The 7,733-nt window shown below is 66.5% G+C and carries 8 protein-coding genes; 5 read left to right on the top strand and 3 right to left on the bottom strand.

What is annotated here, in order from left to right; all coding sequences use genetic code 11:
- Nucleotides 1-196: acetyl-coenzyme A synthetase N-terminal domain-containing protein (locus tag MAA8898_RS05605; protein WP_141194795.1), on the bottom strand; the 196-nt coding region annotated here is incomplete at its 3' end.
- Between the two features lie 432 nt (nucleotides 197-628).
- On the opposite strand from MAA8898_RS05605, the gene dctP reads away from it, so the two are divergent.
- The 3 genes from dctP to MAA8898_RS05590 all read left to right on the top strand — a co-directional run bounded on the left by dctP (nucleotide 629) and on the right by MAA8898_RS05590 (nucleotide 3,887).
- Nucleotides 629-1,645 carry a TRAP transporter substrate-binding protein DctP gene (gene dctP, locus MAA8898_RS05600; protein ID WP_094019979.1) on the top strand — a complete coding sequence of 339 codons (1,017 nt, stop codon included), beginning with the start codon at nucleotides 629-631 and terminating at the stop codon, nucleotides 1,643-1,645.
- Nucleotides 1,646-1,765: 120 nt separating this feature from the next.
- A complete protein-coding gene (locus MAA8898_RS05595) occupies nucleotides 1,766-2,398 on the top strand; it encodes a TRAP transporter small permease subunit (RefSeq protein WP_094019978.1) in 633 nt (210 codons plus the stop codon).
- 88 nt (nucleotides 2,399-2,486) lie between these two features.
- Nucleotides 2,487-3,887 (top strand): TRAP transporter large permease, encoded by a 1,401-nt coding sequence (locus MAA8898_RS05590; RefSeq protein WP_094019977.1) that lies wholly within the window; start codon nucleotides 2,487-2,489, stop codon nucleotides 3,885-3,887.
- An 84-nt stretch (nucleotides 3,888-3,971) separates the two neighbouring features.
- On the opposite strand, the gene MAA8898_RS05585 is transcribed toward MAA8898_RS05590, so the two are convergent.
- Both MAA8898_RS05585 and MAA8898_RS05580 read right to left on the bottom strand, forming a co-directional pair.
- Nucleotides 3,972-5,171 carry an aminotransferase-like domain-containing protein gene (locus tag MAA8898_RS05585; protein WP_094019976.1) on the bottom strand — a complete coding sequence of 400 codons (1,200 nt, stop codon included), beginning with the start codon at nucleotides 5,169-5,171 and terminating at the stop codon, nucleotides 3,972-3,974.
- Between the two features lie 159 nt (nucleotides 5,172-5,330).
- A complete protein-coding gene (locus MAA8898_RS05580; RefSeq protein WP_094019975.1) occupies nucleotides 5,331-5,618 on the bottom strand; it encodes a hypothetical protein in 288 nt (95 codons plus the stop codon).
- Nucleotides 5,619-5,851: 233 nt separating this feature from the next.
- Between MAA8898_RS05580 and MAA8898_RS05575 the strand changes: the two genes are divergently transcribed.
- Both MAA8898_RS05575 and MAA8898_RS05570 read left to right on the top strand, forming a co-directional pair.
- Nucleotides 5,852-6,679 carry an arsenate reductase/protein-tyrosine-phosphatase family protein gene (locus MAA8898_RS05575; protein WP_094019974.1) on the top strand — a complete coding sequence of 276 codons (828 nt, stop codon included), beginning with the start codon at nucleotides 5,852-5,854 and terminating at the stop codon, nucleotides 6,677-6,679.
- Nucleotides 6,676-7,674, top strand: a complete 999-nt coding sequence (locus MAA8898_RS05570) for an ArsJ-associated glyceraldehyde-3-phosphate dehydrogenase (protein WP_094019973.1) — start codon at nucleotides 6,676-6,678, stop codon at nucleotides 7,672-7,674. Before MAA8898_RS05575 ends, MAA8898_RS05570 begins: the two co-directional genes overlap by 4 nt.
- Nucleotides 7,675-7,733: the final 59 nt, after the last annotated feature.

The raw sequence follows: 7,733 nt of genomic DNA, 5'->3' as shown, positions 1-7,733 counted from the left end.
CGGTGTTCTTGATCTCGGTCGGCGGCTTGATCCAGTCCAGCCGCTGCGCCTGCTCGGCCCAGAACCCCTCGGGGTCCTCGACAGACCGCTTGTACAGCGCGTCGTAGCGCGCAAGGTCGACGTGGGCCGATGCCGTCAGGTCGGGCGCAGGCGGGTACACGCGGTGGCCGGTTTCGGGTTTGCTCTGGTCGGTCATGAAGGGCTCTCCTTCGCTTCGATGATCCCTGCGGGTCTGCTTTCCCAAGCGTCACCACGTTCAATCCGGACAATACCCCAAATGGAAAACAAGTGAATAACATACTTGAAAATAAGGATTTAGCTGTAAATTGTTTTCAGGCTCTGCCTGAAAAACGTAAACTAATTTGCGCGCCGTCCGCTAACCTCCTTGTTTTCTTGATCCTGTGGACAGGTCGTCGCAGGGGCATTGCGTGACGTGTTCACCTGTCGGGGTGGTAACTCCTATGGTTGTGCCGGGTGTGACAAAACGATGCGGTATGCCAGCGTATACCGATTGTTAGCGCTCGCTCCCGCGAATCCCCTCCAGGCCTAAAACGCTTGAACCCGGGGGGCATTCCTCTAACCTCCGCCCGAGGCGGAAGATACCGCCGCGCAAAAACAGGGAGGACAGATGTCCAGCATTACCGCCAAACTGCTCGCGACCGCCGTTGCGTTCACCTTCGTCACCGAGGCCGCGGCCACCGAATGGAACGTCTCCGTCTGGGGTTCGCGCCGCGCCTTTACCGAACACATCCACAAGATCGCCGATCTGGTGTCCGAAAAGACCGGCGGCGAATTCACCATGAACATCTCCTACGGGGGGCTGTCGAAGAACACCGAAAACCTTGACGGCATCTCCATCGGCGCCTTCGAGATGGCGCAGTTCTGTGCCGGCTACCACGAGGACAAGAACCGCGCGATCACCGTGCTGGAACTGCCCTTCCTGGGCGTGAACACGCTGGCCGAGGAAGTGGCCGTCAGCCACGCGGTCTATGCCCACCCGGCCGTGGCCGAGGAAATGGCGCAGTGGAACGCGCGCATGCTGATGACCTCGCCGATGCCGCAGTACAACCTTGTCGGCACCGGCGAGCCGCGCGACGAACTGGCCGAGTTCGACGGCATGCGCGTGCGCGCGACCGGCGGCCTGGGTCAGGCCTTTGCCGCGGTGGGCGGCGTGCCGACCTCGGTGACCTCGGCCGAAGCCTACCAGGCGATGGAGTCCGGCGTTGTCGACACCGTGGCCTTTGCGCAGCACGCGCACCTGTCCTTTGGCACGATCAATCAGGCCGACTGGTGGACCGAGAACCTCAACCCCGGCACGGTGAACTGCCCGGTGGTGGTGAACATCGACGCCTACAACGCGCTGACCGACGCCGAGCGCACCGCGCTGGACGAGTCCGTGGACGAGGCGATCGCCTACTACATCGACAACTACAGGGTGCTGCTCAAGCAGTGGGACGATGTCCTGGCCGAGAAGGGTGTGCAGAAGGTCGTGTTCTCCGACGAGGAGCTGGCCAAGTTCCAGGAGGTGGCGGGCAAGCCCATTCACAAGGCCTGGATCGAGAGCATGGGCGCGCAGGGTCTGCCGGCGCAGGAGCTTTATGACCTCGTGCTTTCGACGCTGAAGCAGGCGCGCGCCGCCAACTGAGACCGCGTGACCACGCCCCGGCCCTGAGCCGGGGCCTCCGGCCATCCGCACAAGGGGGGCAGGAGGCCCCGGCGCAGCGGCCGGGGCGGGCATTTCTGCAACAACGACCGGAGTGAAGCGATGGCCGGACATGCGTCTGTCCTGGAAGACGACAGTCTATTGTCGCGGCTGGACCGCGCGCTGGTGCGGGTCGAGCTGGGCATGGCCTTTGTCTCGGGGGTGGGAGCCTTCGGGCTGATGTGCCTGGCGGTGATCTCGGTCACGGGGCGCAACTTCTTCAACGAACCGCTGCGCGGCTATGTCGACTGGATCGAGGCGGCGATGCCGCTGATCGCGATCTTCGGCATTTCCTACGTGCAGCGGGTGGGCGGGCACATCCGCATGGACATCGTCGTGGGCGCGCTGAAGGGCCGCCTGCTGTGGATCGCCGAGTTCATCACCACCTTCTTCATCCTGGTGCTGATGGTCCTGCTGGTCTGGGGCACCTGGGCGCATTTCGGCCGCAGCTTCGATTTCGGCGCACCGAACTGGAGCCGCGACAGCTCGATCGACATCGGGCTGCCGATCTGGCCGGCCAAGCTGATCGTGCCGATCGCCTTTGCGGTGATCTGCCTGCGGCTGGTGTTGCAGCTGTGGGGCTATGGCCGGGCCATCGTTCTGGGTCTCGACACGCCGGCGGGGGTGCCGCTGGTGCAGTCGGTGGCAGAGCAGGCCATGGCCGAGGCCGACCAGGTGCGGGGGCACGACGCATGATCATTCGGAAGACGGGCGGGCGCGCCACCCGTGACGCGGGCGCCACGATGCGCGGCCCGCAGAGCAGATCGCAGCGGAAGGCGCGGACATGACATCCATCGACATCGGGTTGTGGGTGACCGGCGGGATGCTGGTCCTGGTGGTGCTGGGCATGCGGGTCGCCTTTGCCGCGGCGACGGCGGGGCTGGTCGGGCTGGTCTGGATCTTCTGGTCGAAGAAGGGCTACGACCCGGCAGACTTTGGCTGGGCGCTGACCGTGGCGGTCAAGACGGCGGGTCAGGTGCCGCACGGCAAGGTGGCCAGCCAGGCGCTGTCGCTGATCCCGACCTTCATCCTGATCGGCTACCTGGCCTATTACGCGGGCCTGACCCGCGCGCTGTTCGAGGCGGCCAAGCGCTGGATCGCCTGGGTGCCGGGCGGGCTGGCGGTGTCGACGGTGTTCGCAACGGCCGGTTTCGCGGCCGTGTCGGGCGCGTCGGTGGCGACGGCGGCGGTCTTTGCCCGCATCGCCATCCCGGAGATGCTGAAGGTCGGCTATGACAAGCGTTTTGCCGCGGGCGTGGTGGCGGCGGCGGGCACGCTGGCCTCGCTGATCCCGCCCTCGGCGATCCTGGTGATCTATGCCATCATCGTGGAACAGGACGTGGGCAAGCTGCTGTTGGCGGGTTTCATCCCGGGCGTCTTCTCGGCCTTCGTCTACACCGCGCTGATCGTCGGCATGGCGATGATCTGGCCGAAATTCGGCCCGCCGGTGGGCGGCTTTACCTGGCGCGAACGCTTTGTCAGCCTGCCGCCGGCGCTGCCCATCGTGGCGGTGGTCGTGATCATCATCTTCTTTGTCTACAACCCCTTCGGCGGCGACAGCTGGGGCACGCCGACCGAGGGCGGGGCGATCGGCGCCTTCATCGTCTTCCTGATGGCGCTGTACCGCGGCATGCGGCTGCCGGAACTGAAGGACGCGCTGATCGAGACCGCCAAGCTGTCGATCATGATCTTCACCATCATCTGGGGCGTGCTGATCTACGTGCGCTTCCTCGGCTTTGCCGACCTGCCTTCGGCGTTTTCGGACTGGCTGACCGGGTTGCCCTATTCGCCGATGATGATCCTGGTCTGCATCCTGCTGGCCTACGCGGTGCTGGGCATGTTCATGGACGCCATCGGCATGCTGCTCCTGACGCTGCCGGTGGTCTACCCGGCGGTCATGGCGCTGAACGGCGGGCTGACGGTGAGCGCGGAGGACGCGGCCTTTGGCATGTCGGGGCCGATGTGCGCGATCTGGTTCGGCATCCTGGTGGTGAAGATGGCCGAGTTCTGCCTGATCACGCCGCCGATCGGGCTGAACTGCTTTGTCGTCGCCGGGGTGCGGCCGGAGCTGTCGGTGCAGGACGTGTTCCGCGGCGTGACGCCGTTTTTCGTGGCGGACGGTGTGACCATCGCGCTGCTGGTCGCCTTTCCGGGGATCGTGCTGTGGTTGCCGTCGCTGGCGTGACGCCGGTCCGGCGCTCGTCCCGGCCCTGAACGGGCCGGAACATCGCCCCGCCCGCCGTCCCCGGCCGCTGGCCCGGGTCGGAGGTCAGGCCGCCTTGGCCAGCTGGGCGCGGGTGGCGGCGGCCAGGCGGCGGACGCCTTCGGCCAGGACCTCGGGCGGGTTCAGGGTAAAGTTCACCCGGATCGCCCGCCGGTCGCGGCCCAGCGGGTCGAAGACGCTGGAGGGCGAGATGCACACGCCATGTGCCAGCCCGGTCTTCATCAGCGCATCGGTGTCCAGCGCCGCATCGCGCGCCACCGCCCAGACGAACATGCCCCCCGCGGGCACCTGCCAGGCGAAGTGGTCCGACAGGTGTTCGGCCATGGCGGCGCAGAGCGCGTCGCGCCGGGCGCGGTAGGTGTCGAGGATGCCGGGCAGGATACGCTCGGGCAGCCCACGGTCCAGCGCCTCGATAACGATGTGCTGGCAGAGCCCGCTGGTGAACATGTCCGAGCCTTGCTTGGCCGTGGTCAGGGCCTTGATCACCTTTGGCGCGGCGATGACCCAGCCCACCCGCAGCCCCGGCGCCAGCTGTTTCGAAAACGTGCCGGTGTAGATCACCGGCCCGTCGTAGACCGCTGCCCCGCTGGCCGAAAGCGCCAGCATGTGGGGCAGGGCGGGGCCGTCATAGTAGAGGTGGCCGTAGGGGTCGTCCTCGACCAGCCAGACCCCGGTGGCCTGCGCCGCGGCGACCAGTGCGCGGCGCTGCTCCAGCGGAACGAGCCGGCCGGAGGGATTGGAGAAATTCGGCACCGCATAGGCGAACTGCGCCCCGGCAAGGCCCGCCTGCGGATCGAAGCCGGGGTCTTCGAACACCAGCGGGCGGTAGCGCGGCGCGCGCGGTTTCCAGGCGTCGAGCGCGCCGAGGTAGGCCGGCGACTGCGCGGCGACCAGCTGTCCGGGGTCCAGCAGCACCTTGCCCAGCAAGTCCAGCGCCTGCATGCCGCCGGTGGTGATCAGCACGTTGTCCCGCGTCAGGCGCAGCGCGCCGGTGCTGTACTGCGCGGCGATCCGGTCGCGCAGGTCGGGCAGACCGTCGATGGGGGTATAGGCCAGCGCCTGTGCCGGATACTCGGACATGGCGCGGGCCGCGAATTCGGACAGCTCTGCCACGGGCCAGGTGTCCGGTTCGGGCAGGCCGCCCGCGAGGTTCACCAGACCGGGAATCTGCCCGGCAGCCAGGAAGGTCTGCGTGACGTCGTTGGTCTCATCCAGCCAGCGGGCAAAGTCGGGGCGTCGGGGCATGGGTCAGGTCCTTGGGTCCGAAATCCGGGGCGCTGACCCGGTTCTAGCACATTTCGGTTAACGGGTGCCAACCGCACCTTTTCACGCTCCGCGACGGGGAGGTCCGCGAAAGACCGCGCAGGGCGGGGCCCCTGCGCGGTCTGCCTGTTGCGGTCCGGATCAGCGGTTCTTGCCCTTGCCGCCCTTGCCGCCGCCGTTGCCCGAGGGTTTGCCGCCGCCCTGGCCGGACGGCGTGGAGCCGAGCTTGCCATGCGCGCTGCGGGTCATGACGCCGCGCATCTCGTCCTCGCCCCGGGTGCCCTGGCTTTTTGCCTGGTTGGCGTCGTGGTTCCTGGACAGGACGGTGTCCTCGGCGGTGGCCCAGGGGTTGCCGTGGTCGGCAAGGGCCGCGCCGGCACTGGCCAGCAGGGTTGCTGTGGTCAGCGCAAGAAGGGGTTTGAACGGCATGGAACTGCTCCTGTTTCTCGTGTCAGTCTAAGGTCGGTCGTTCGCGCCCGGGATTTATATTCGCGCTGAAATATATAACAATATCGGAATTCGTTTTCATGTCTGGGAAACACGCTGGATTTGAATGATCCGAGCCCGGGTCATGCGGTCGACCGAGGCCGGTCGGCATGTGTTTCTAGAAAACCGGAAAAAAGGTATTGCGCGGGTTCGGCAGATTCCGTATTTCCGGAATCATGAAAAAAGAAATCCTGAGAGCGCTTGACGCCCTGTCCCACGAACGCCGGCTGGACGTGTTCCGCCTGCTGATGCGGCGTTACCCTGATGCCGTTCCGGCGGGAGAGATTGCCACGGCGCTTGACCTGCCGCCGTCCACGCTCTCGGCGGCGCTGGCGCAGCTGCGCCGCGCCAGGCTGATCACGCAGACCCGCGCCGGCACCTCGTTGCTCTATGCCGCCGACATGAACGGGGCGGGGCGGCTGCTGTCCTACCTCGCGGCGGATTGCTGCCGTGGCCGCCCCGAGGTCTGCCTGACGCCCTTTTTGCAGGACCCCGCCATGACCCAAGGCAAATACACCGCTCTGTTCGTCTGCACCGGCAACTCTGCCCGGTCGATCTTTGCCGAAACCTTGCTGCGCACGATCGCCGGTGACCGGTTCGAGGTATATTCGGCGGGCACCCAGCCACAGTCGGCGCTGAACCCACTGGCGCTGAAAGTCCTGCGGGACAAGGGGCACGATGTCTCTGGCCTGCGGGCCAAGCACATATCGGAGTTCCAGTCGCCCGGCGCGCCGCGGATGGATTTTGTCTTTACCGTCTGCGACGCGGCGGCGAACGAGGAATGCCCGCCCTGGCCGGGCCAGCCGATCACCGGCCATTGGGGCCAGCCCGACCCGGTCAAGGCGACCGGGACCGAGGCAGAGCGGATGCTGGCCTTTCAGCAGGTCTATGGCGCACTGCGCAACCGCATCCAAACCTTTGCCGCGCTGCCGCTGTCGTCGCTCGACCGGGCGCGCCTGCAATCCGACATCGACGACATCGCCCGCACAAAGGACACCGCATGACCACCTATGCCATCAACGGCCTTGGCCGCATCGGAAAGCTGATCCTGAGGCCCATGCTGGAAGCGGGGGACACCATCGCCTTTCTCAACGACGCGGTGGGCGACCCGGCGATGCATGCGCACCTGCTGGAGTTCGACACGGTGCATGGCCGCTGGCGGGCGGATTTCAGTGCCGATGACACGGGGATCACCATCGACGGCATGCGCATCCCGGTGTTCACGTCCAAAAGCCTGGACGCGCTGCCGCTGGAGGGGGTCGACGTGGTGATCGACTGCACCGGCCATCACAAGACCGCGGAGCGCATCGCGCCCTATTTCGACCGCGGGGTGAAAAAGGTCGTCGTCTCCGCCCCGGTCAGGGACGGCGGCGCGGTCAACATCGTCTACGGCGTCAACCACGACATCTACCGCCCGCAGGAACACCGGATCGTCACCGCCGCCTCCTGCACGACGAACTGTCTGGCCCACGTGGTCAAGGTCATCCACGAGGCGATCGGCATCCGCCACGGCTCGATCACGACGATCCACGACGTGACCAACACCCAGACCATCGTCGACCGCCCGGCCAAGGACCTGCGCCGCGCGCGCTCGGCGCTGAATTCGCTGATCCCCACCACCACCGGCAGCGCCACGGCGATCACGCTGATCTACCCGGAGCTGAAAGGCCGTCTGAACGGCCACGCCGTCCGGGTGCCGCTGCTGAACGCCTCGCTGACCGACTGCGTCTTCGAAGTGGCGCGCGAAACGACCGCCGAAGAGGTCAACGCCCTGTTCAAATCCGCCGCCGACGGCCCGCTGAAGGGCATCCTGGGCTACGAGGAACGGCCGCTGGTCTCGACCGACTATGTCAACGATCCGCGCTCGGCCATCGTCGATGCGCCCTCGACCATGGTCGTCAACGGCACGCAGGTGAAGATCTACGCCTGGTACGACAACGAATGGGGCTATGCGCACCGCCTGGTGGACGTGGCCCACATGGTCGGGGCCTCCCTCTGAGGTGCGGCGGTCAGGGCGGGGGTCGGGATGTCCGGACCTGAATAACCGGGCGGTTTCGT

Origin of the sequence: Antarctobacter aquimaris (genome assembly GCF_900184945.1) — a bacterium.
Taxonomy (GTDB): Bacteria; Pseudomonadota; Alphaproteobacteria; order Rhodobacterales; family Rhodobacteraceae; genus Maliponia; species Maliponia aquimaris.
The sequence above is the reverse complement of the archived record's forward strand: the minus strand, read 5'-3'. Positions and strand labels throughout refer to the sequence as shown.